Raw genomic sequence first — 22,678 nt, 5'->3', positions numbered from 1 at the left:
TCTAGTCCGGGAGCAGCGGGACCGCGATGTCCGGGTCGCGGCCCAGCAGCACGCCGCGAGTGAGAGCGGCCGAGCCGAACTTCTTCCGAACGCTGTCCATCGCCGAGTCGAGGGCGGCCGTATCGGGACCACCGTCGAAGGGTAATTCGAGCTGCTCAGCGCCGTCGTTATCCAAATTCGATACGGCGACGCCAATCAACGTGATGCCTTTGTCCAAGATCATCGGTGCCGCGTCGGCAAGCAGGACCCTCGCAGCGTTCAACAATTCAGCTGTGTCCGCGGTAGAGCGTCGCAGTGTCTGAGAACGCGTAGCCCGTGTGAAATCAGCGAAGCGAAGTCGGAGCGTGATGGTGCGTCCGGTCCGCGTCGATGAGCGCATACGCCGGCTCACCCGATCTGTCAGCGACATCAGCGAGGCCTCCAGATCGGATCGCGAATGCATCCCGCTGCCCAACGCGTGCTGCGCTCCCATCGAACTGCGGCCTGCGTAAGCACGAACCGGCCGCGGATCTTGGTTGTGCGACAGCGCATACAGGTGACGCCCGGCGCCGCGGCCCAGAATCGAGATGATCGACGACTCGTCGTGCCGAGCAATATCCCCGACCGTTACGATGTCGAAATCGCGCAGCTTCTGCGCGGTAATTTTGCCGACGCCCCACAATTTCCCAACCGGTAGCGGATGAAGAAACGCAGTCTCACCGTCCGGTGGAACCAGCAGCAGCCCATCGGGTTTGGCGAATGCACTTGCGACCTTCGCCAAGAACTTGGTGCGGGCAATTCCCACGGTGATCGGCAAACCTACCTGCTCAGCGACATCGCGGCGAAGGTTCGCACCGATTTGCAGCGGTGTTCCGACGATCCGAGCCAGTCCCCCGACTTCGAGAAACGCCTCGTCAATCGAGATTCCTTCGACCAGCGGCGAGGTGTCGTGAAAGACCTCGAAAACATCTTTGCTCGCCTGCGAATAGGCTTCCATACGCGGCGGAACGACGATTGCCTGCGGGCACAGTGCCCGCGCCCGACCACCACTCATGGCAGTTCTGATACCGAAGGCCTTGGCCTCGTAGCTCGCCGCAAGGACCACTCCGCCGCCCACGATCACGGGACGACCGGCCAACCCTGGATCGTCCCGCTGCTCGACCGAGGCATAAAACGAATCGAGATCGGCATGCAGGATCGTGGCGTCACCGGACCGGTGCTCGCCTCGGGGTCCTGACAACGACGAGTCCACGAACCCAGGTTCCCACGAGGGTCCGACACTGATGATGTTCCTCGTCCCTCGACGATGCTTGACTGCGATACGGGAGCGTCGAGGACGGCCGCAATTCGAGTTTTACATCATGTTTCGAGTGCTGAAGTTCGATCCCACACCGCGCAGAAACAACTCGGCTGGAAGGGCCCGCAGCATGAGGTCTCGAATAACGGTAGAGCCAGCGCCGCGAGTGAGGATTACTCGAGCAGATTGGCGCGAGCGCGCTTGAAGGCGATGTGTTCTCCGGGTGCGCAGGTAATCGTAGGTCGCCACATCATCAGCATGCGCGCCGAGCGCAACGGCATCCTCGAGAGCCTGGCATGCGCCTTGACCGAGATGCGGTCCCATCGCATGCGCGGCATCACCCACGAGCACAACACTTTTCCGAACGAAGGACGGTAGTGCCGGAAGATCCCTGATGTCATGCCGAAGAATTTGATCCGGCGCGACAGCAGAGATAAGTTGAGGAATCGGACCCGGCCAGTCCAGAAAGTCGTCCAACGACGGGTCCGGCGTTTCCTTCGACAGTCGGGTGGCGGCGAAGACGTACAACCGCCCATTCCCCAGCGGAACGATTCCGAATTCGGTTCCGGTGCCAAGGATCCCACCAACATCGACATCGCCGACGTCATCAACGATCCACCTCCACGCGCGAATGCTCAGCGACTGCGGTACTGGATACTCAGGGAAAATCGTTTGTCGCGTGAGGCTGTCGATTCCGTCGGCGCCGACGATCAGATCGAAATTCTCAGTGCGATCACCACATCGAATCGCACCACCCACCTCAATCCCCGTGACCGGGGAGCCGAGCCGTACAGTTACCGACTCTGGAAGTGCTGTGCGGAGAACATCGACCAGATCGGCGCGATGCATCGCCACGAAGTTGCCGTGCATCGCGCGAAATCTCTCCTCACTGGTCCGCATCAACCACCGCCCCTGGCGATTACGTATCCCGCCTACCCAGCCTGGGGCGGCTCTCCTTCGGATGTCATCGCCTACTCCAAGGTGATCGAGTGCAGCGAGTGCGTTCGGCCACAAAGTGATTCCGGCACCCACCTCGGTAAGGGCCGGAGCTTGTTCGAACACTGTGACCGACCGGCCCGCGTCCGCAAGGGCTAGCGCCGTTGCCAGACCCCCGATACCGCCTCCGATGATTCCCGCTGTTCGCATCGTCGATCCTCTCCCCTTCGATTTGCCACAAATGTAGATGTGAGATCGCCTATCCGACAGCGTTCTCCCCATCGGCGAGTTCACCGTGCCCTGTTCGCAGTGTGGGGAATTTGCGGTCAGCCCTCCTGCAGCGACGACTCCATCCGGCGCTACGCCACCAGACAGCCATTGGGAGCATCTCGTTCACTCAGGTCGTCGTGGACAAGATTCAATTCTCCTGGCCTGCAAGGAGAATCGGGGCGGTCGGTTAACAGAGAATAGAATCTCGGAACGGTCGATTCAGCGTCACAAATCGCTCGAAATCAGCTCACATCAGGCCAACAAAGACGGTCACAAAAGTGATCTGCATCACATATAGGAGCAATTCTGTAACGTTTTCCGCGCCCGATTAACGGCAATTGACCTGCAAAAACACCAACCGATGCACATCCGTTGCAAAAAACTGCGCAAACACGCCGACCCGTGACCAATCCGTAATTGTTCTCTATCGTTGTTCTCAGCCCGAGCAACCGGGCAGCACCGAATCGCCGGCGCCACATCCCACCCCGCGATATCGGACAACATCATTCCTAGTGGTGGGAATTGAGACGGTCACCGTCTTCCAACGGCGGGACCCGAAAGGATTCACCCCGAATGACCAAGAACACCGTTACCCGCACCATCGCAACCGTCGCCGCAGCCGGAGCACTCGCAGCAGGAGCCCTCGGACTCAGCGCCGGCACCGCATCCGCCGCCACCCACGACTGGTCCGGCGTCGCAGAATGCGAATCATCGGGCAACTGGGCTGCAAACACCGGCAATGGCTTCTACGGCGGACTGCAGTTCACCCAGAGCACCTGGAACGCCTTCGGCGGATCCGGCAGCGCCCACAACGCCAGCCAGGCCGAGCAGGAACGCGTCGCCGAAAACGTCCTCGCCGGCCAGGGCGTCGGAGCATGGCCCGTCTGCGGTCAGTACCTCCGCTAACCCCACACCTTCACATATTTCTCGTCACTGCCCGGTGACCGTCGACGCCCGACGGTCACCGGGCAGTACCATTTCTTGACCGACATCACGTCTCGAAACAAACACCTACCATGCGAATTCCCCTGATCTGCAACGGTCAGGTGGTGACCAGGATGGCTGCGTTGCCCCACGTCTACGAAATACAGCGGACGAAATCCAGCGCCGATGCCGCTCTGATCGGGAAATGCCTTCGGCCCTACGTACGGGGCGAGACTGGGTCAGCATCAATCGTGGCCAGGTTGTCGAACTCGACCAACTCATTGAGGGCGACCGGGAATGACCGGCCCGACCACTTCGTCATTGAGCCGGGACATACTCATCGAGAAACTGCTGCGCCATCTCGGCAATCGCCGCCGCGTGGGCATGGAACAGGTAGTGGTGGCCGTCCATAATCGTGACCTGCTGGATCGCCGGGTTGCTAATTGCCGAGCGGTGCGAGGGTTCCCACTCCGGTTCCACCGCGAGGGAGGAGGCTGCGAGGATCGACAGGGCCGGTAGCGTCGACGGGAACACCGTACCCTCGGCCCCTCGCACGTTCTCCGCCCCGCGGGCAATCTCGTCCAGCGCGGTCGGGTTCAACACCCACGAGTACGCACGGAGGTACAGATCCTGCTGGTCCGAGGTGTACTGGGCCGCGTCGCCGAGACTCTCCCGGTAGTCAGCCACCAACTCCAGGTAGTCGGTGCTCTTGTCCAGGGCGATCAGATCTCGGATGCCGCCCACAGCGCTGACGCCGGCCATCCAACTTGGCCAGTCCGGGGAGCCCTGAGCACTGTCCGAGGTGTAGCGCTCGTCGTCCAAACCCACCACAGCTGCGACCTCGTCTGGGTGGTGGGTGGTCCACCACATCGCGTACAGACCCGAAATCGAGTGGGGCATCAGAACATAGGGACCACTGAGTCCCAATTCTCCGAGCGCGGCCCGGGTCTCGTCGACGATCGCCTCGCTGGTGCGGGGCGTGTCGGTGCCGTCGCTGAGGCCCAGCCCGAAAGGCTCGACGGTGACGACCGTGTTCTGCTCAGCCAGGCGCCGGGCCAGTGGGCCGAAGCTGAGGATCGGTTCCGGCGTGGCCAATCCCGGCATCAGGACGATAGTTCGCGACCCCGAACCCTGGACTGCGACGCTCATCCGGTGCCCGTTCACGTCGACATACCTGTGCTCGGGGCCGATCAACTGCTCGATGGCCTCCCTGTCGCGGGGTGTCTGCCACCAATGGACCGTCGCTGAAATTACAACGGCAACAACAACTACCGAGATCAACCCGACGAAGATCCATCCCGCTACACGAAATAGCATGCGCCATAGCCTCGGAGGCGTCGAATCCGCTACCCCACTCCGTAGATCGTCGTCGGCCTGCACTCCTGATTCCTCGTCGACGGTAGACGCATCAGGCTTCCCAAGTGTCCCCATGTCGTCAACCTAACCGACACCACTCTCACCGCGGAGCGTTTTACTACAATTTGTAGTAGATAGGCTTCCGCGCTATGTGCGCGCAGATGCGGTAAACAATGCGACCCCCTTCCACACTCCACCCCAACGAGGCACGATTGAGGTAGCCCGACGACTGGAACGCAGACACCGACGATCGGAGGCAACCGTGACCGACGTGCCTACCCGCCCCCGAACTTCTGCGTCGATGACTGCGTGGCAGGTATACAACCCTGGACCTGTCAAAACACATCCACTGATCGAAGCCCGCCAGCCGATACCTGCCCCTGCCGCCGACCAACTGCTGGTCCGCGTCCTCGCCTGCGGGGTGTGCCGCACTGACCTTCATGTGGCCGAAGGCGACCTCCCGATTCACCGTGCCAACGTAATCCCCGGACACGAAATCGTCGGTCGGGTCGAGGAGGTCGGAGATGCAGTCGAAGGTTTCATCCCTAATGATCGCGTCGGAATTCCGTGGCTGCACTACACGTGCGGGCGATGCGAGTTCTGCCTTCGCGACCGTGAGAACCTGTGCCCCAACTCCACGTACACGGGCTGGGATGTCGACGGCGGGTATGCCGAATACGCCTTGGCAACAGCAGGATTCGTACTCAAATTGCCCACCGGATATTCCGATGCAGAATTGGCGCCACTCCTCTGCGCCGGCATCATCGGGTTTCGCGCACTCCAACGAGCTGATGTCCCTGAGGGTGGGCGATTGGGAATCTACGGCTTCGGCGGGAGTGCCCACCTCGCGGCACAGGTAGCAATGGCACGCGGAGCGGAAGTCCATGTCATGACGCGGAGTAAATCGGCTCGCGCATTGGCCACCGAGTTGGGTGCCACCTCAGTGCAGGATGCGTATGAACCTCCGCCAGTAAAGCTCGACTCGGCCATCCTGTTCGCTCCCGTCGGCGACCTAGTTCCGACCGCCATGGAGGCATTGAATCGGGGCGGAATCCTGTCAATCGCCGGAATCCACCTCTCTGATATTCCGCGATTGAACTATCAGAAGCACCTGTTCTACGAACGTGAAATACGTTCGGTCACAGCGAATACAGGGGGCGATGCTCGGGAGTTCCTCGAGTTTGCCGGCGAGCATCATCTCGACGTCACCACCACCGAATATCCGCTTGCCCAAGCCAATTCGGCCTTGGCCGATCTGGCCGAGGACCGAGTCACCGGCGCTGCAGTCTTGATGCCCTGAGCGCGACAACTTCAATTCGGGAGGACGAAATGAACGCACCAATTGTCGTCGGAGTTGACGGATCCGAGCGCGCGTTGGACGCGGTTCGATGGGCCGCGCGTGAGGCACTGCTCCGCGACCTGCCGCTGCACCTGGTTGCCGTGATGCACACCGAATCGAATACCTTCGGAAATGCCTTCACCCTTGGCACACCGAAGTTTCCAGACCAGAGAAACGAAGGAAGGGAACGACTTTCCGACGCACACTCGGTTGCTGCACAGCTTAACGACGACCGTCTGATAATTACCGACCACTTGGCCCGCGGGCACCCGGTCGAAGCTCTCCTGGAGCAGTCCACGGACGCCGCGATGCTGGTCGTGGGATCGCGTGGCCAGGGCCGCTGGGCCGACGGCGTGCTCGGCTCCGTCAGCACCGCGACCGCAATGCACGCACGTTGTCCGGTAGCCGTCATTCGAGGAGTCCCGCCACACCCCGAGCCACCACTGGACGGCCCTGTCGTGGTCGGCGTCGACGGCACGGAGAACAGTGAACCCGCCATTGCCGAGGCTTTCGAGACCGCCTTTCTGCACGGAGTTGATGTTGTTGCGGTTCATGCTTGGGACGATTCACATCATTCAACAGCTTTCCGCTCCGCTCCCGACGGATCCGCCCTCGAATTACCTGCCATCGAGACTGCCGAACACGCGGTACTCGCTGAAAGGCTGGCCGGCTGGAAGCAAAAGTATCCGGATGTCGCGGTTCAGCGAGTTGTCGTGCGCGACAGTCCCGCACACCAACTCATCGCCGAATCGAAAGCTGCACAACTGGTGGTCGTCGGCCGACGAGGGCGTGGCGGTTTCACCTCGATGCTCCTCGGCTCCACGAGCCGGAACCTTCTACATCGAGCGGAGTGCCCACTGTTGATCGTCTCTTCTCACACATTCCCCTGAGTTGAGCCGAAAGGCCTCCACCATTTCCGCCGAATTGGCGGTGGCGGAGGTGCCGGCGCAGATATTCGGATTCAGTCTCGTCCGGCTCACGAAGCGGCAGTACACGGAAGCCGTGCATCATGATCAATGTGGGATCGAGGTCCGACGGTTGTGCCCGCGCTTCTCGAACAAATCCGAAGAGCGCACGCAATGCTTCTTCTCCGAAGTCCGTCGGAGTGAAGGGCAGGTCGCCGAAATCCTCGTAGCTGCTGGGAAGTCGATACACATCGTCGTATTCACCTGCCCAGAAAGGACGTTCACATTGTAGTAGTTCGCGATCACCGTCCTCGAACGAGCAGTCCCCGCCGATTCCACTGAGCTCTCGCCGATTGCCGAAACTCGTCCACGAAATCCAGATACACCGAATTGGTGACGCTCGTGAACTGCAAACGCATCGTGTTCCGATTACCGAATTGGCGAAGATTCCGCGTGAGGAAATCTCCGTCGCGGCAGTTGACCACGACACTCTCTCCGAACGTGCCGACGTAGATTTGCCCCTTGCCGACATAGACAGCACCATCCAGCGTGATGTCCGACAGCGACTCTCCAATCCGTCCGGGAAGACACACCTCGGCGACGGCACGCGACTTGTCAACCGAACCCAATGATTTCGTTTCGAGGTCGTCGCGCGGATAACCCCGCGAGACCCCGGCAATAACTGCTTTCCCCCCATAGTCACCAGTATCGCTCATGGCGAATTCGCGTGTCACACTACAAAGCGATAGCCCATCCCAGCCTCGGTGATCAGGTGTTTGGGGTGTGCCGGGTCGTCTTCGAGTTTGCGCCTCAGTTGAGCCAGGTACACACGCAGGTAGTGGGTTTCGGTGTCGTAGGCCGGACCCCACACCTCGCGCAGTAGTTCCTTCTGCCCCACCAGTTTCCCGCGATTACGGACCAGCATTTCGAGCATTCCCCACTCGGTGGGTGTCAGGTGGACCTGTTCGCCTCCGCGGCTGACGGTCTTGGCTGCCAGATCCACGGTGAACGACGCCGTCTCCACCGACGGCTCCGACGTATCAGTCGCGGATGTCCCCCGCCGTGCCGCTGCGCGTACGCGAGCCAGAAACTCGTCCATCCCGAAAGGCTTTGTCACGTAATCGTCGGCGCCCGCGTCGAGTGCCTCGACCTTATCGGCCGAGTCGGTTCGCGCCGACAACACGATGACCGGCGCGGTGCACCAGCCGCGCAGTCCGGCAAGCACTTCGGTGCCGTCCATGTCGGGAAGCCCGAGATCGAGTACCACGACGTCGGGTGGACGTTCCGCAGCGGCTCGCAATGCGCCGGCACCGGTCGACGCCGTCACTACGTCGTATCCCCGCACCGACAAATTGATGCGTAGTGCCCGCAAGATCTGCGGTTCGTCGTCAACTACCAGTATTCGGCTCATGACTCGCTTCCATTCGTACCTGCCGCGGCCAATTCCACGATCATCGTCAGCCCGCCACCCGGAGTATCGGTGGCACTGACCGTTCCACCCATCGCGTCAACGAAGCCCCGCACTACTGAAAGTCCGAGCCCGACGCCACCGGTATTGTCGCGGTCCCCCATCCGTTGGAACGGCTGGAACATTGCTTCGGCTTCGCCTCGCGGCACCCCCGGACCGGTGTCGGCGATGCTGATCACAGCCTGATTACCGATCCGTGCAGCGCCCACCCGTACCGGTGTGCCTCCCCCGTAACGCAGAGCGTTGTCCACGATGTTTGCAATCACTCGCTCGAGCAGGCCTTGATCGGCTTGCACTGCAACGGTTCCGACATCCACGATCACGCTCCGAGCCCGGGAGTCGGATCGTCCGCCGATACCGAGTCCGAGGAGCGCCCGGTGCACAACTTCTTCCAGATACACCGGCCGCAAGGTCGGCTTCACCACTCCGGCAGCCAATCTCGACGAATCGAGGAGGTTACCCACCAACGCGGTGAGCTGGTCGGCGGATTCTTCGATAGTTGCCAACAGTTCCGCAGTGTCTTCCGGTGAGAATTCGATGTCGTCGCTGCGCAGGCTGGATACCGCGGCCTTGACGCCGGCCAGCGGTGTCCGAAGGTCATGGCTCACAGCCGAAAGCAGTGCTCGGCGCAGTTGATCGGCCTCGGTCAACGCCGCCGCTTTGCTCGCTTCGATAGTCAGCACTTCTTGACGAATCATGCCGACAGCCTGATGCGCGACCACGGTCAGCACGCGGCGGTCACGGGCACTCAACTCGGGACCGGAGAGCAGCAGCAAGTACTCGCCGTCGTTGACCTCGCATACCGTGTCGGCTTCCGACTCCGTCGTCGGCGGTTCAGTTCCCACAGCCTCGATGACGCCCTCGTCGAGATGAACAACGGAAACCCCACGCTGCCGATAGATTTCGCGAGCCTTCTCCAAGAGTGTCGATAAATCAGCACCGCGCAGCACGGAACCCGCGAACAGCGCAAGAAGTTCGGCTTCCTCGGACGCCCGCTTCGCCTCCCGGGCCCGTTTGGCTGCAGCATCAACCAGAACTGCCACTGCCACAGCAACAATCAATAGCACCACTGTTGTGATGAAGTTGTCGGGCTCGGCAATCGTGAAACTGTATTTGGGGTCGGTGAAAAAGTAGTTGAGCAGCAAGCCAGAGATCAGTGCAGAAAGGATGGCCGGTCCAACGCCGCCGAGAAGTGCGACCAGGACGACCACAACAAAGAACAAGGCGTTCTCGCCGTTCACCCCGGAGAACCGGTCGACCAAGCCCATCATGCCCGCCGCGACCGTCGGAACCACCACTGCCGCAATCCACGACAGCAGGCGACGCTCCGAGCGTCCCAGAATCGAAATCCGGCGTCGGGCAGTTGCCTCCTCGTGAGTGACCATGTGAACGTCGATACCGCCGGACTGCTGGACTACGGCGGCGCCGATACCCTCGTCGAGAATGCGGGCCAAGCGCGAGCGCCGCGACGTACCCAGAACGAGCTGAGTGGCATTCTCCTCGCGCGCGAACTCGAGAAGCGTCGACGGCACGTCATCGCCCACCACCGTGTGGAGGGTGGCACCCACACCGTTTGCCAGCGCCCGCACCTTCCCCATCTCCGGTGCCGAGACACCGGTGAGGCCGTCGCCCCGAACGACGTGGACCACCATCAGTTCCGCACTGGATTTCGAGGCAATTCGGGATGCGCGTCGTACGAGGGTTTCCGACTCCGATCCCCCGGTCACTGCGACGACGACGCGTTCCCGCGCTTCCCAGGTATCGGTGATCTTGTTCTCTGCGCGATATTTCGCGAGAGCCGCGTCCACCTGATCGGCAACCCAGAGGAGTGCGAGTTCTCGTAGTGCCGTGAGGTTTCCGCGCCGGAAGTAATTTCCGAGAGCCGCGTCGACACGTTCGGGCGAATACACATTGCCGTGAGAGAGTCTGCGCCGCAGCGCTTCCGGAGTGATATCCACGAGCTCTACCTGAGCGGCACTGCGCACGACGTCATCGGGCACGGTCTCTTGCTGCACCACACCGGTGATATGCGCGACGACGTCGTTGAGACTTTCGAGGTGTTGCACATTGACTGTCGACAGGACGTCGATTCCGGCGTCGAGCAGTTCCTGCACGTCCTGCCACCGCTTGTGGTTCTTGCTCCCCGGAGTGTTCGTGTGCGCCAACTCATCGACCAATACCAGCGACGGGCGGCGCGCCAGGACTGCTTCGACGTCCAATTCCGGCATCCGAGTCCCGCGGTACTCCACCAACTTGGGCGCGATGATCTCCAAGTCACCGATCTGCGCCGCCGTGCGGGCGCGGCCGTGTGTTTCCACAACGGCCGCAACCACGTCACAACCACGATCCCGACGACGATGAGCTTCGCCGAGCATCGCGAAGGTCTTTCCGACGCCAGGTGCGGCGCCGAGGTAGATGCGCAGCTCACCTCGCTTGCGCTTACCGACCTTCTCAGAAGAACTCACGTGACAATCATCCACCAACGGGAGGTGTGGCACACGCTGGTGCCGTCAATCCGAGCGCCAGATTCAGTTCGAGAACGTTAATGCGTTCCATACCCAGGAACCCGAGTTGTCGTCCATCGGTGTGCTCCGCAACCAACCCTCGCACCTGGTCTTCGGACATCCCGTTGTTTGCAGCAACGCGGGGAACTTGCAGCGCAGCATAGGCCGGGCTGATGTGCGGATCGATGCCCGAGCCTGAACCGGTAACCGCGTCAACGGGAACGGATGCCGGGTCGACGCCTTCGCGGGCTGCGATAGCGGCTCGACGCTCGATGATGAAGCCGGCCAGGATCTCACTGCTGGGCCCCTGATTGGACGGCAGGGCAGCGGCGGGATCGCCGGTAGCAAAAGGATCCTCGTCGGATACCGAACCCACAACCCGGTTGTGGAAGAACGGGTCCTGCTGACCTTCGGCAACCTGCGGATCAACACCCACCCAGGCGCTTCCGACAACACAACCCGACGCATCGGTAACCGGGGAACCTTCGGCCGAGCCGGAACTGATCCGGCCCACTCCCCACACCGCGGCGGGATAGACCACGCCGAGAATCACAGTGAGGGCGAGCAAGACGAGAAGCCCCGCCCACGCCTGCTTGGCAAAACCGATAGTGAAACGCATGTCTATCTCACCCAATTCCGGGAATCAAACGAACAACAAGATCGATCAGCCAGATGCCGACGAACGGCGTGATCACACCACCGAGCCCGTAGACGAGCAGGTTGCGTCCGAGCAGCTTCGACGCCGTCGTCGGACGGTATCGAACGCCCTTGAGGGACAGCGGGATCAGCGCGATGATCACCAGCGCGTTGAAGATCACCGCAGAGACGATTGCCGACTCAGGTGTCGCCAATCGCATGATGTTCAGTGCGTCCAACTGCGGGTAGATGCCACTGAACAGTGCCGGCAGGATCGCGAAGTACTTCGCGAGGTCGTTTGCCAGCGAGAACGTGGTCAGAGCGCCACGGGTTATCAGCAACTGCTTGCCGATCTCCACGATCTCGATCAGCTTGGTCGGGTCGGAATCGAGATCGACCATGTTGCCGGCTTCTTTTGCCGCCGACGTACCCGTGTTCATTGCGACGCCGACATCCGATTGTGCCAGTGCCGGAGCGTCATTGGTGCCGTCGCCGGTCATTGCGACCAGTCGGCCGCCTTCCTGCTCCTTGCGGATCAGCGCAAGCTTGTCCTCGGGAGTTGCCTCCGCCATGAAGTCGTCGACACCTGCTTGGTCGGCAATAGCCTTGGCAGTCAAGGGATTGTCACCGGTAATCATGATGGTGCGGATGCCCATTGCGCGCAGTTCTGCGAACCGCTCGGCCATACCGGGCTTGACGACGTCCGAAAGTGCGATGACGCCCAGAACTGAAGCGCTACCACCTTCATTGACTGCCACGACGAGTGGCGTTCCACCGGCCTGAGCGATCTCGCTTACCGTATCGGTGACTGCGACATCAACGGTTCCTCCGCCGAGAGCCACCCAATTCAGTACTGCATCGGATGCACCCTTACGGATTTCACGTCCCGGAAGATCCAGCCCACTCATCCGCGTCTGCGCCGTGAACGGAACAAATTGTGCGTTCTCCTCGCCGGCGGTGGGCTCACTCGCCAGACCGAACTGCTCGCCGCACAAATCGACAATGCTGCGACCTTCGGGGGTTCCGTCGGCGAGGCTCGACAACCGTGCTGCGGCAGCAAGATCGGCGGCCGAGACACCCGGAGCCGGATGAAGTGCCGTCGCTCGGCGATTACCGAACGTGATGGTGCCGGTCTTGTCCATCAACAGTGTGTCGATGTCGCCGGCAGCCTCCACCGCGCGACCGGACATCGCCAGCACGTTGCGCTGAACCAGGCGATCCATGCCCGCGATACCGATCGCGGAGAGGAGCGCACCGATCGTGGTCGGAATGAGGCAGACGAGAAGTGCGATCAGCTTGACCGGATCCTGCTCGTGCCCGGCGTACAGACCCATCGGACCGATGGCCACGACGGCCAGAAGGAAGATCAGGGTCAACGACGCGAGGAGGATGTTGAGCGCAATCTCGTTGGGTGTCTTCTGACGAGAAGCACCCTCGACCAGTGCGATCATCCGGTCGACAAACGACTGCCCCGGTGCCGCAGTGATTTCCACGACGATGCGGTCGGAGAGAACCGTCGTACCGCCGGTGACCGCGCAACGGTCGCCACCGGATTCCCGCACAACGGGAGCGGATTCACCGGTGATAGCGGACTCGTCCACCGACGCGATGCCCTCGACGACGTCGCCGTCACCGGGGATGACCTCGCCGGCCACCACGATCACGCGGTCACCGACCACCAGATCGGTGCCGGAAACCGATTCGATCGCACCACTCACAGTGATACGGTGGGCTGTGGTGTCCTGCTTCACCTTTCGCAGGCTTGCTGCCTGCGCCTTGCCGCGTCCCTCGGCCACGGATTCGGCGAGGTTGGCAAAGATCACCGTGAACCAGAGCCACAGTGTGATTACCCAGGAGAACACCGACGGGTCGGCGACGGCCATCATCGTCGTGATGACGGAGCCCACGAACACAACGAACATCACGGGGTTACGCGCCAAATGCCGCGGGTCGAGCTTGCGTACGGCCCCGGGCAAGGCCGTGATCATCTGCCGAGGGTTGAAGGCACCGGCCTTGACGTGATGGCTCGAGCCTTCATTCTCGACCTTGTCTGCCACTACAGGCTTCTCTTCGATATGCACACTCATTGGAGAGCCTCCGCGATTGGGCCCAGTGCGAGGGCAGGGAAGAACGTCAGTGCGGCAACAAGAACGACGGTGCCGGTGAGAAGTCCGGTGAACATCGGTCCCGAGGTGGGCAGGGTGCCGGCCGTCGCGGCCACCTTCTTCTGCGAGGCCAACGCTCCGGCCAGAGCAAGCACGAAGATGATGGGCAGGAATCGGCCCAGCAGCATGCAAATACCGAGAGCGGACTGGAACCAGTCACTCGTGACAGTGAGGCCACCGAACGCACTGCCGTTGTTGTTCGACGCCGACGCAAAGGCATAGAGCACTTCACTGAATCCGTGGATCGATCCCGGAGTCCCCGGGTCTCCCCCGTTGCCTTGATATCCCAGCGTCGATCCGAGGATCACCGTGATGCCGGTGCCGATGAGGACCAGTGCCGGCATGACCAGTATCGACAAAGCTGCCAAGGTAATTTCGCGTCGGCCGAGTTTCTTGCCGAGGTACTCGGGGGTGCGGCCGACCAGGAGTCCACCGACAAACACTGCGATCAGTGCCATCACCAGGATGCCGTAAAGGCCGGTTCCGACGCCACCGGGAGCAATCTCACCGAGCAGCATGTTCAGCAGTACCGCGCCGCCGCCGAGAGGCGACATGCTGTCGTGTGCTGAATTGACTGCGCCGGTGGATGTTCCGGTGGTCGCGACGGCAAACAGCGCAGACCCCGGAATGCCGAAGCGAACTTCCTTGCCTTCCATCATCGATCCGGCCGCGGTGGCGGCAACGCCACGAGCGCCCGACTCTGCGGCCAGCGTGACTGCGAGCAGTCCGCTCCACAGAATTCCCATCACTGCGAGCAAGGTCAGCCCTTGACGACGGTCAGCGACCATCGTTCCGAAAGTCCTTGTCAGGCAGACGGGAATCAGCAGGATCGCCAGGATCTCGACGATATTGCTCAGCGGCGTGGGGTTCTCGAAGGGATGCGCCGAGTTGGCGGCAAGGATTCCGCCACCGTTGGTGCCGAGTTCCTTGATCGCTTCCTGCGACGCAACCGGCGCCAGAGCATTGGTGACGGAGTTGCCGTCGAGCCCGGTGGATGCAAATCCACTGTGGAAGGACTGGATAACACCCTGGCTCAACAGGATCAACGCAATCACGAAGGCGAATGGCAACAGGATGCGCAAGCACCCACGGGTGAGGTCAACCCAGAAATTTCCGATCTCACCTCCCCGGGATACCCGAATAAAGCCACGCACCAGTGCAATTGCCACAGCCATACCAACAGCTGCCGAGACAAAGTTCTGCACAGCCAAACCGACGGGCTGGACAAAGTTGCTCATCGTCGTTTCGGGTGTGTACGACTGCCAGTTGGTATTGGCCACAAAGGAAATCGCGGTATTGAAGGCTACGGCCGGGCTGACCCCGGACAAGCCGTCATTCAGGGGCAGCACACCCTGAATTCGCTGCAGGAAGTAGAGGAACAACGCGCTTGCCAGCGAGAATCCCAACACACTGGCGGCGTATCCGTACCACGTCTGCTCGGCGCGCGAGTCGATCCGACCGAAGCGGTAGATCACGCTCTCCACCCGCAGGTCGCGAGTCGAGGTGTAGACGCGTGCCATGTAGTCGCCGACGGGGACGTAGGCGGCCGCCAGGACTACAAGCACAAAAGCAATCTGCAGGCCGGCTGCAAGAGCGGGCGACATCAGAACCTCTCAGGATCTATGAGTGCAACAAGTAGATAGATGACCAGTGCCGCGGCTACGGCAATCAGCAGCGCGCTGACAACGCCGGCGACGGTCATTTGGGAGCACTCGACTGCAGGGCGCGCAGAACCAGCGCACACACGAGAAAACCACCGAGAATCAGAGCAACGTAGGCCAGATCGGCCATGAGCTTCCCTCTTCGACATCGAAATCCGTGCTGCAGTACATCGCAGCCATGACGCACGGTCCTAGAAGACCTAGTAGACCGCGGGCGCTCCTCCAGCTTTGACCTCGAAAACCTGGCATTGACGCTCTCTGACAATCCGTTTACGCGGCGACAAGGCGTCTTGATGAGATCTTGACGCGCAAAGGCACCTCGTCAATACTGAAATTCGTTACTGTTCGTTCGAACGAACAGTCCACCGAAAGGGAATGCGATGACGTCAGGACCGCACACCGAACCGAGCTATGCCCCATCTCTGGTCGATCAGGTGGCAAGTCTGGCGTCCGGCGCGACCACGTCCGTCGCCGCTACAACCTCGACCCTCGACCGCATCGACGCGTCGCAGTCCACCTTGAACGCATTCAAGATCGTGCGTCGGGAAAAGGCCCTCAAAGAAGCTGCCGACGCCGATCGTCGTCTCGCGCTGGGCGAGCGTCTCCCTCTGCTCGGTGTGCCCATCGCAGTCAAGGACGACGTCGACATTGTCGGCGAGCCCACCGCCTTCGGTTGCCCCGGCGAATTCCCCGTCAAGACAGAAGATTCCGAGATGGTTCGACGCCTCCGCGCCGCCGGCGCCGTGATCGTCGGCAAGACCAACAGCCCCGAACTGGGCCAGTGGCCGGTGACCAGTGGCAACGCCTTCGGATACACCCGCAATCCGTGGTCGCAGCACCATACTCCCGGTGGCTCGTCCGGTGGCACCGCAGCCGCCGTTGCCGCCGGATTGGTCAGTGCCGGAATCGGTTCCGACGGTGCCGGGTCGATCCGCATCCCGGCTGCCTGGACCCATCTGGTGGGCATCAAACCGCAACGAGGCCGAATTTCCACCTGGCCCGACGCCGAAGCGTTCTACGGACTGACCGTCAACGGACCACTCGCCCGAACCGTCGCCGACGCGGCACTGCTCCTCGACGTTGCAGCCGGAAATCACGAGGGCGATCTGCACAGACCGACACCCGTGACCGTCAGCGATGCTGTCGGACGCGACCCGGGCAAGCTGAACATCGCACTGTCCCTGCGCAATCCGTTCACCGCCACTCCGGTCGCCCTCGACCCTGAGGTCCGCCGAGCAGTGTACTCCTTGGCCGACACTCTGCGCAGCCTCGGACACCGCGTCGTCGTGGACGATCCCGCGTACGGACTGGTATTCGGCTTGAACTTTCTCCCACGCTCACTCGCCGGCGTGTACGACTGGCTCCAGCGCCTCCCGGATCCGTCGCTGGCAGATCCCCGAACTCTCGGAAATGCGCAGAACGGCAAGCTACTTCGCGGCGCACCGCTTCGTGCCGCACGCGCAGCCGAACCTCGGATGCGACGACGCATCGGAGCCATATTCGAGAAGTACGACGTAATCCTGGCGCCCACCACAGCAACGCCGCCGATCAAGGCAACCGCTATCGACAACATCGGTGCCTGGGAAACCGACAAGGTGATGACAGGAGCCTGCCCCTACGCCTGGCCGTGGAATGTTCTCGGCTGGCCGTCGATCAGTGTTCCCGCCGGGTTCAGCAAGGCCGGCCTGCCGATCGGCGCTCAGTTGATGGGCAACGAGAACACCGAACCGCTGTTGGTCTCCCTCGCAGCGCAATTGGAGTCGGTGCTGCGCTGGGATCAGGTTCGTCCCGAACCGTGGTGGTGAACCACATGAGCACACTCGATGTTCGCACCCGAATTCTCGATGCCGTTCTCCACATCGTCATCACCGACGGAATTGCCGGCGTCAGCAACAGGCGTATCGCCGCCCAGGCCGGGGTATCACTGGGATCGATCACGTACCATTTCCCGGCCCAGTCGGACATGCTGCGCGCCACCCTGTTCCGGTTCGTGACCGACGAAACCACACGATTGCTCGCACTGGCCGAGAAATACCGGTTCGCCGGATTGAGCATCGAAGACGCTGCCGCCATGACCGAGAGTGTCGCGCGCGATCTTTCGTTCTCCGCCGAGCGGATAGCGCCGTTCGAGATGTATATCGCCGCCGGACGTGATCACGAACTACACCAGGTGGCGATGGAATGCTTTGCCGCGTACGACAATCTGGCGGTCACGATCCTGACCGCACTCGGGGTACCCAATCCGCAGCCTGTCGCTTCCGCCATGGTCGCGTTGATTGCCGGCATCCAATTGAGACAGCTGGCAACAGGTATCGACGACCAGGACATCACGTCGTCGATCCTGTTGATCCTGAGAGGTGCTTCGCACCCGTGAGCCTTTTTGGTAGTTCGCCCTACCAGAAAGGCGCACCGGGGCGTAGCCCCTAGAAGCCCAGCTTGCCCAGCTGCTTGGGATCGCGCTGCCAGTCCTTGGCAACCTTCACGTGCAGCTCGAGGAAGATCCGCACACCGAACAGCTTCTCGATCTGCAGGCGAGCGCTGGTTCCGACCTCACGCAGTCGGGCGCCGCCCTTACCGATGACGATGCCCTTCTGGCTGGGCCGCTCGACGTACAGCAGAGCGTGGACGTCGAGCAGTTCGCCCTGCTTCTCGGTGCGGCCTTCACGCGGAATCACTTCTTCGATCACAACAGCGAGCGAGTGCGGCAATTCTTCGCCGAGGCCCTCTAGTGCAGCCTCACGGATGAGTTCTGCCATGAGGACTTCTTCGGGCTCGTCGGTCAGTTCGCCGTCCGGGTAGAAGGCCGGGCCCTCGTCCATCAGGCTTGCCAGCACGTCAACGAGTATCTCGACCTGCTCGCCGGACTGTGCCGAGACCGGCACAACCTCGGATTCGGGACCGAGCAGCGTGGACAATGCCAGCAGCTGCTTGCCGACGTCGTCGCGGCTGACCTTGTCGATCTTGGTGACGAGGCCGACCAGCTTGGTCTTGGGTGCCATCTGACGGATCTGCTGCAGGATCCAACGGTCGCCGGGACCGATGGTCTCGTCGGCCGGGATGCACAGGCAGATGACGTCGACCTCGGAGTACGTATCGCGCACCAGGTCGTTGAGTCGCTGACCGAGCAGAGTTCGCGGCTTGTGCAGGCCCGGCGTGTCCACAAGGATCAGCTGGGCATGCTCGCGGTGCACGATTCCACGGATGGTGTGGCGTGTCGTCTGCGGCCGTGACGAAGTGATGGCCACCTTGGCACCGACCAACGCATTGGTCAGCGTGGACTTACCCGTGTTGGGACGGCCCACGAAACATACGAACCCGGACCGGAATTCCTTTTTACTCATACTCGTACCACTCCTCGTTGAACTTCTCGCTCAGTCATCGTTGTCTTCTTTTTCTTCGTTTTCCGAGCGAGGTGCACGCTGCACAAAAACCGTGCTGATACGTACCCGTCCACGACCGGTGTTGGTTCCTTCGCCGCGCAATATCAAGCCGTCGTACTCCACCTCGGACCCGGGCAGCGGCACCCGGCCCAACACGTAACCGATCAGCCCGCCGACGGTTTCGACCTCGTCGTTCTCGAGTTCCAGATCGAACAGTTCGCCGAGATCCTCGATGGGGAGCCTCGCCGAAACCCGGAACATTCCGTCGCCGAGATCCTCGACGGGCGGTGTCTCGTCCTCGTCGTACTCGTCGGCGATTTCACCGACAATTTCTTCGATGACGTCCTCGATGGTGGCGAGTCCCGCGATTCCGCCGTACTCGTCGACGAGAATCGCCATGTGGTTGCGATCGCGCTGCATCTCAGCGAGCAGGCTGTCGAGTGGTTTCGAGTCCGGCACAAATACCGCCGGACGCATGACTTCGCAGACGTTGACGCTTCGCCCACCGTCGGGCAGGTGATACGTCTGCTTCACCAAATCCTTGAGGTAGACGACGCCGAGAACGTCGTCGACATTTTCACCGATGACGGGCAACCGCGAATGTCCGCTGCGCACGGCCAATGACGTTGCCTGCCCGGCACTCTTGTCGCTTTCGATCCAGACCATGTCGGTGCGAGGCACCATCACTTCGCGGGCCGAGGTGTCACCGAGATCGAAGACCGACTGGATCATCCGACGCTCTTCGTCATCCACGACGCCGCGGGCCTGCGCCATGTCCACCAGTTCGCGCAGTTCGATTTCGGACGCGAACGGCCCGTTCCGAAATCCCTTACCCGGCGTCAGAGCGTTACCCACCAGGATCAGGATTCGGCTGACCGGACCGAGCAGAACACCGATCCACAAGAGCGGCAACGACGCTGCCAGAGCGATGGAGTACGCGTGCTGACGACCGAGAGTCCTCGGTCCGACACCGATCACCACGTACGAGACCAAAACCATGACGACGGCCGTTGTTGTCAGTGCCCACCCCATCGACATCACATCGATGAGCCCACCCACCAACACGACCGTCGCGGTGATCTCGCACAGAATGCGAAGCAGCACCATCAGATTCACGTACCGCGGACGATCGGTGAGGATCCGTTGCACGCGAGCGGCGCCGGCTCGCTCTTCCTTGGCCATCTCGTCGATACGCGCCGACGAAATGGTGTTGAGAGCGGAATCCACGGCGGCAAATATTCCGCCGACGGGGACCAGAGCAACCGCCAGGACAAAGAGCGCGATGGCGCTACTCACTACACAACCCCCGCGAGAATATGATTATAGGTCCGCGCCGTCGACGAACCCGGTCTTGCCGAGCAACTTCTGATCTCGTTCGGCCATCGCAGCCTCGCGGTCGATACGACGCAGGTCTTCGTACCATTCTTCGAGGAGACTGTTCTGTAGTCCGAACATCTCCTTCTCTTCTTCCGGCTCGGCGTGGTCGTAGCCGAGAAGGTGCAGCACGCCATGGACGGTCAACAGCGCAAGTTCGTGGGCCAGTGAATGCCCGGCCTTGTCTGCCTGATCGGCCGCGAAGGACGGGCACAGGACGATATCGCCGAGCATGGACGGTCCGGGATCCGGAGAGTCCGGACGTCCACCGGGCTCGAGTTCGTCCATCGGGAAGGACATGACATCTGTCGGGCCCGGCAGATCCATCCACCGGACGTGCAGATCCGCCATCGTCGCGGAGTCGACGAGAACCATCGACAGCTCGGCCGCTGGATGGACATCCATCCGAGCGATCACGAAACGGGCAACGCTGATCAACTCCGGTTCGGAGATGTCCATGCCCGATTCGTTCGAGACCTCGATGCTCATGTGCGACGCTCTTTCCTGGGAAAAGTAGGGGTTGGTGCGTCGCTCAGCCTACCGTCGCGGTGAATGAACATGCGCAGCGCGGCGCTGCGCCCGATTACTGAACGTCGCTTCTCTGTCGTGATCGGACTCGTGGCGCTCATAGGCGTCGACGATGTCGCCGACCAATCGGTGACGCACGACGTCACTGCTGTCGAGCTTCGCGAAATGAATATCCTCGATGCCCGTGAGGATTTCGGCAGCGGCCCGCAGACCGGAGCGTGCTCCCCCGGGCAAGTCGACCTGCGTGACGTCTCCGGTAACGACGATCTTGGAACCGAATCCGAGGCGTGTGAGAAACATCTTCATCTGCTCGGCCGTAGTGTTCTGCGCCTCGTCCAAGATGATGAATGCGTCGTTGAGAGTGCGACCGCGCATGTATGCGAGCGGCGCAACCTCGATGACTCCGGCTGCCATCAACTTGGGGATCGCTTCGAGATCCATCATGTCGTGCAACGCATCGTGCAGGGGACGCAGATACGGGTCGATTTTCTCGTGCAGTGTGCCTGGTAGGAAGCCCAACCGCTCGCCCGCTTCGACGGCCGGACGCGTCAAGATGATGCGCGAAACCTGTTTGGCCTGCAGCGCCTGCACGGCCTTGGCCATCGCCAGGTACGTCTTGCCGGTGCCGGCGGGTCCGATTCCGAAAACAATGGTGTTCTCGTCGATGGCATCGACGTACCGCTTCTGGTTGAGCGTCTTGGGCCGAATGACCTTGCCACGACGCGAGAGGATATCGAGGGAAAGCACCTCGGCCGGAGATTCACCGACAGGGTGGGTGAGCATTCCGACGATTCGACGAACGGCGTCGGGCGCAATGGGTTGGCCACGTCCGGCGAGTGAAGCCAATTCCCCGAACACACGCTCGGCGAGTGCGACGTCGGCTGGTGTACCCGACAGCGTGATCATTCCGCCGCGGACGTGGATATCAGCCTCGAGCACATGCTCGAGTGCGGTCAGATTTTCGTCTGTCGACCCCAGGATCTGGCGCACGGTCTCCGGCGCCAGGTCAATGCTCGATCGGACAGTGCGCTCTGCAGGCAAAGCGCGCTCGGTAATGGTGGTTGCACGGTTCCTGCCGAATTCACTGTGTTCACTCACGTGGAGAATATGGCCTGCTTCCTGGTCCGAAAGAGCCCACTCGACTCGTGAGACTCGATACTTCGAAGTCTAGCGCCGGAGTCCGACACGGCCCACTTGTTAATCCGCAGGGCGAACCGGCGTCGGCAATTCTCGGCTCCCTGTCGTCGATTCCCGAATCCATGTCGCGGCTTCGACAACTACCTCTACGCTGCGGTCCGGGCTGATCCCGGCAAGTACGAGACAGGCAATCGCGAAGGACTCACCCGAGTCCGTGATCACCCCACTATTTGCCTGATCGAACAAGGTGATCGTAATCGCCTCGGTCATCGCGACCAGTGTTTCGGCCGGCAGATAAGTCGAGAAGGTCCCGTCGCGCTGGCCACGCTCCATCACCTCGACGCTCAGAGCCCGCGCAGGTTCCATGAGCTCGAAAATTCGCTGCTCCCCCAGTTCTCTACGCGCGAAGTTCAGCAGCACCCGAAACCGATCGCCGACCGGCCACGCCAGTAGAGCAAGAACGGCAGTCGCCACATCCGGACGCTCCGGCGGTTCGCCGGCCCCCTGTAGTGCAGTCACCAGATCCGCCGACGCCTCGTCCACGATGCCGTTGATCAACGCTTCTCGGCTCTCGAAATGAGCGTAGACAGTGCGTCGTACAACGCCGGCTGCCTTCGCCACGTCGTCCATGCTCGCGTCCGGATCGGCGGCGAAAGCAGAAATTGCGGCCTCGATGATGCGGTTGCGATTTATCCGGGCCTGGCTTCGCCGCTGGCGCGTCCCCGATGCAGCAGTTCCCGATTGCGTCACGCACTCTCCACCTTCCCAGTGTGATCTAGGTCAATGATAGTTGCACAACCGTGTGCAAGTTATTAACTT

20 protein-coding genes and 2 pseudogenes are annotated in these 22,678 nt (G+C 61.5%); 6 read left to right on the top strand and 16 right to left on the bottom strand.

Going from position 1 to position 22,678, the window contains the following annotated elements; genetic code table 11:
- Position 1: 1 nt before the first annotated feature.
- The gene (gene dinB / locus MTX36_RS07725; protein ID WP_243619138.1) at positions 2 to 1,231 is read right to left on the bottom strand and encodes a DNA polymerase IV; all 1,230 of its coding nucleotides are present in this window, start codon (positions 1,229 to 1,231) and stop codon (positions 2 to 4) included.
- Between the two features lie 102 nt (positions 1,232 to 1,333).
- Positions 1,334 to 2,422, bottom strand: coding sequence for an FAD-dependent monooxygenase (locus tag MTX36_RS07720; protein ID WP_243619137.1), 1,089 nt, complete (start codon positions 2,420 to 2,422; stop codon positions 1,334 to 1,336).
- A 633-nt stretch (positions 2,423 to 3,055) separates the two neighbouring features.
- Between MTX36_RS07720 and MTX36_RS07715 the strand changes: the two are divergent.
- Positions 3,056 to 3,382: pseudogene (locus MTX36_RS07715) on the top strand (transglycosylase family protein); the annotation flags it as partial.
- Positions 3,383 to 3,528: 146 nt separating this feature from the next.
- Positions 3,529 to 3,707 (top strand): annotated as a pseudogene (locus MTX36_RS07710) (hypothetical protein); the annotation flags it as partial.
- Between the two features lie 17 nt (positions 3,708 to 3,724).
- Here MTX36_RS07710 and MTX36_RS07705 read toward each other — a convergent pair.
- Positions 3,725 to 4,837: an alpha/beta fold hydrolase gene (locus tag MTX36_RS07705; protein ID WP_243619136.1), complete on the bottom strand. Its 1,113-nt coding sequence runs from the start codon at positions 4,835 to 4,837 to the stop codon at positions 3,725 to 3,727.
- 226 nt (positions 4,838 to 5,063) lie between these two features.
- On the opposite strand from MTX36_RS07705, the gene MTX36_RS07700 reads away from it, so the two are divergent.
- Complete coding sequence (locus MTX36_RS07700) at positions 5,064 to 6,062, top strand: zinc-binding alcohol dehydrogenase family protein (protein ID WP_243619232.1); 999 nt, start codon at positions 5,064 to 5,066, stop codon at positions 6,060 to 6,062.
- A gap of 29 nt (positions 6,063 to 6,091) precedes the next feature.
- Positions 6,092 to 6,991 (top strand): universal stress protein, encoded by a 900-nt coding sequence (locus MTX36_RS07695; RefSeq protein ID WP_243619135.1) that lies wholly within the window; start codon positions 6,092 to 6,094, stop codon positions 6,989 to 6,991.
- Here MTX36_RS07695 and MTX36_RS30530 read toward each other — a convergent pair.
- The 8 genes from MTX36_RS30530 to kdpF all read right to left on the bottom strand — a co-directional run bounded on the left by MTX36_RS30530 (position 6,900) and on the right by kdpF (position 15,481).
- On the bottom strand, positions 6,900 to 7,340 hold the full coding sequence (locus MTX36_RS30530) for a hypothetical protein (RefSeq protein ID WP_374230449.1): 441 nt from the start codon (positions 7,338 to 7,340) through the stop codon (positions 6,900 to 6,902). The genes MTX36_RS07695 and MTX36_RS30530 overlap by 92 nt on opposite strands.
- On the bottom strand, positions 7,309 to 7,722 hold the full coding sequence (locus MTX36_RS07690) for a hypothetical protein (RefSeq protein WP_243619134.1): 414 nt from the start codon (positions 7,720 to 7,722) through the stop codon (positions 7,309 to 7,311). Before MTX36_RS07690 ends, MTX36_RS30530 begins: the two co-directional genes overlap by 32 nt.
- A gap of 14 nt (positions 7,723 to 7,736) precedes the next feature.
- Positions 7,737 to 8,417, bottom strand: coding sequence for a response regulator (locus MTX36_RS07685; protein WP_243619133.1), 681 nt, complete (start codon positions 8,415 to 8,417; stop codon positions 7,737 to 7,739).
- A complete protein-coding gene (locus tag MTX36_RS07680) occupies positions 8,414 to 10,939 on the bottom strand; it encodes a sensor histidine kinase KdpD (protein ID WP_243619132.1) in 2,526 nt (841 codons plus the stop codon). Before MTX36_RS07680 ends, MTX36_RS07685 begins: the two co-directional genes overlap by 4 nt.
- Positions 10,940 to 10,946: 7 nt before the next feature.
- A complete protein-coding gene (locus MTX36_RS07675) occupies positions 10,947 to 11,597 on the bottom strand; it encodes a potassium-transporting ATPase subunit C (RefSeq protein ID WP_243619131.1) in 651 nt (216 codons plus the stop codon).
- Between the two features lie 7 nt (positions 11,598 to 11,604).
- Positions 11,605 to 13,602: a potassium-transporting ATPase subunit KdpB gene (gene kdpB, locus MTX36_RS07670; protein ID WP_374230448.1), complete on the bottom strand. Its 1,998-nt coding sequence runs from the start codon at positions 13,600 to 13,602 to the stop codon at positions 11,605 to 11,607.
- Between the two features lie 95 nt (positions 13,603 to 13,697).
- On the bottom strand, positions 13,698 to 15,383 hold the full coding sequence (kdpA, locus tag MTX36_RS07665) for a potassium-transporting ATPase subunit KdpA (RefSeq protein WP_243619129.1): 1,686 nt from the start codon (positions 15,381 to 15,383) through the stop codon (positions 13,698 to 13,700).
- Positions 15,383 to 15,481: a K(+)-transporting ATPase subunit F gene (gene kdpF / locus MTX36_RS07660; RefSeq protein ID WP_094273883.1), complete on the bottom strand. Its 99-nt coding sequence runs from the start codon at positions 15,479 to 15,481 to the stop codon at positions 15,383 to 15,385. Before kdpF ends, kdpA begins: the two co-directional genes overlap by 1 nt.
- A gap of 339 nt (positions 15,482 to 15,820) precedes the next feature.
- Between kdpF and MTX36_RS07655 the strand changes: the two genes are divergently transcribed.
- Positions 15,821 to 17,245, top strand: coding sequence for an amidase (locus tag MTX36_RS07655; RefSeq protein ID WP_243619128.1), 1,425 nt, complete (start codon positions 15,821 to 15,823; stop codon positions 17,243 to 17,245).
- 5 nt (positions 17,246 to 17,250) lie between these two features.
- Positions 17,251 to 17,814, top strand: coding sequence for a TetR/AcrR family transcriptional regulator (locus tag MTX36_RS07650; RefSeq protein ID WP_243619127.1), 564 nt, complete (start codon positions 17,251 to 17,253; stop codon positions 17,812 to 17,814).
- Between the two features lie 49 nt (positions 17,815 to 17,863).
- On the opposite strand, the gene era is transcribed toward MTX36_RS07650, so the two are convergent.
- The 5 genes from era to MTX36_RS07625 all read right to left on the bottom strand — a co-directional run bounded on the left by era (position 17,864) and on the right by MTX36_RS07625 (position 22,609).
- Positions 17,864 to 18,781 carry a GTPase Era gene (era, locus tag MTX36_RS07645; protein WP_243619126.1) on the bottom strand — a complete coding sequence of 306 codons (918 nt, stop codon included), beginning with the start codon at positions 18,779 to 18,781 and terminating at the stop codon, positions 17,864 to 17,866.
- A gap of 30 nt (positions 18,782 to 18,811) precedes the next feature.
- Positions 18,812 to 20,116, bottom strand: coding sequence for a hemolysin family protein (locus MTX36_RS07640; RefSeq protein ID WP_243619125.1), 1,305 nt, complete (start codon positions 20,114 to 20,116; stop codon positions 18,812 to 18,814).
- A 24-nt stretch (positions 20,117 to 20,140) separates the two neighbouring features.
- Positions 20,141 to 20,683, bottom strand: a complete 543-nt coding sequence (gene ybeY / locus MTX36_RS07635; protein ID WP_243619124.1) for an rRNA maturation RNase YbeY — start codon at positions 20,681 to 20,683, stop codon at positions 20,141 to 20,143.
- Positions 20,684 to 20,731: 48 nt separating this feature from the next.
- Positions 20,732 to 21,820, bottom strand: a complete 1,089-nt coding sequence (locus tag MTX36_RS07630; protein WP_374230446.1) for a PhoH family protein — start codon at positions 21,818 to 21,820, stop codon at positions 20,732 to 20,734.
- A 99-nt stretch (positions 21,821 to 21,919) separates the two neighbouring features.
- Entirely contained in the window at positions 21,920 to 22,609 is a 690-nt protein-coding gene (locus tag MTX36_RS07625; RefSeq protein WP_243619123.1) for a TetR/AcrR family transcriptional regulator, read from the bottom strand.
- Positions 22,610 to 22,678 lie beyond the last annotated feature (69 nt).

This window comes from Rhodococcus sp. ARC_M6, assembly GCF_022810305.1.
Classification (GTDB): Bacteria; Actinomycetota; Actinomycetes; order Mycobacteriales; family Mycobacteriaceae; genus Rhodococcus_F.
The sequence above is the reverse complement of the archived record's forward strand: the minus strand, read 5'-3'. Positions and strand labels throughout refer to the sequence as shown.